The following is a 554-nucleotide window of genomic DNA, read 5'->3' as shown; positions in this document are numbered from 1 at the left end:
TTTTTCTTTGCTTATATTTGGCTCCCAACTCTTGCTTCTTCCTTTTGTAAAAGCAATCCGTAGCTTTAATTCTTTTTCTTGGCAATTTCCTAGTAGACAGGCAAAGTATGATTCTCTTCCTCTTTGCCTCTTACTTTCCGCTTAGTCTCTTTTTCAGCAAGCCCTAATTACGGAGAAGATTATCAACAGTGACATAGTCCTATCAATTCACATCCATCCAAGTCAGATTGCATCAATCCATAAATATCCGCCAGTCTGCTCGTGATTGGCGGATGTCTGTTAGCGATCGCTTTAGGCGGTTCGCTATAAACAACTAAAATTGGTTCTGGTACTGACATAGCAAGCAGTCTTTAGCCTCGAATCACAATAATTTCTCGCCCTGCGGGACTAATGACATTCTCAGTAGTCGTCCGATCGCTTAGCGGCGGCAAACCCTTACGGCGATCGAAAATCACCAACCATCCTGTATTCAAACTCAAACCCGACAAATATTTATCTAACTGCTTCAATCCTTCCTTGATTGGATCTGGTCTTTTATCAGCCCAAACTTTCAA

General features: G+C 41.7%; 1 protein-coding gene and 1 pseudogene. Both read right to left on the bottom strand.

The window, feature by feature from the left end; all coding sequences use genetic code 11:
- Window positions 1-182: 182 nt before the first annotated feature.
- Window positions 183-338 carry a hypothetical protein gene (locus AC805_RS25720; RefSeq protein ID WP_156341443.1) on the bottom strand — a complete coding sequence of 52 codons (156 nt, stop codon included), beginning with the start codon at window positions 336-338 and terminating at the stop codon, window positions 183-185.
- Between the two features lie 12 nt (window positions 339-350).
- Window positions 351-554: pseudogene (locus AC805_RS26475) on the bottom strand (ATP-binding protein); the annotation flags it as partial.

It is taken from the genome of Pseudanabaena sp. 'Roaring Creek' (assembly GCF_001402795.1).
Taxonomy (GTDB): Bacteria; Cyanobacteriota; Cyanobacteriia; order Pseudanabaenales; family Pseudanabaenaceae; genus Pseudanabaena.
This window is presented reverse-complemented; position numbering and strand designations above follow the sequence as displayed.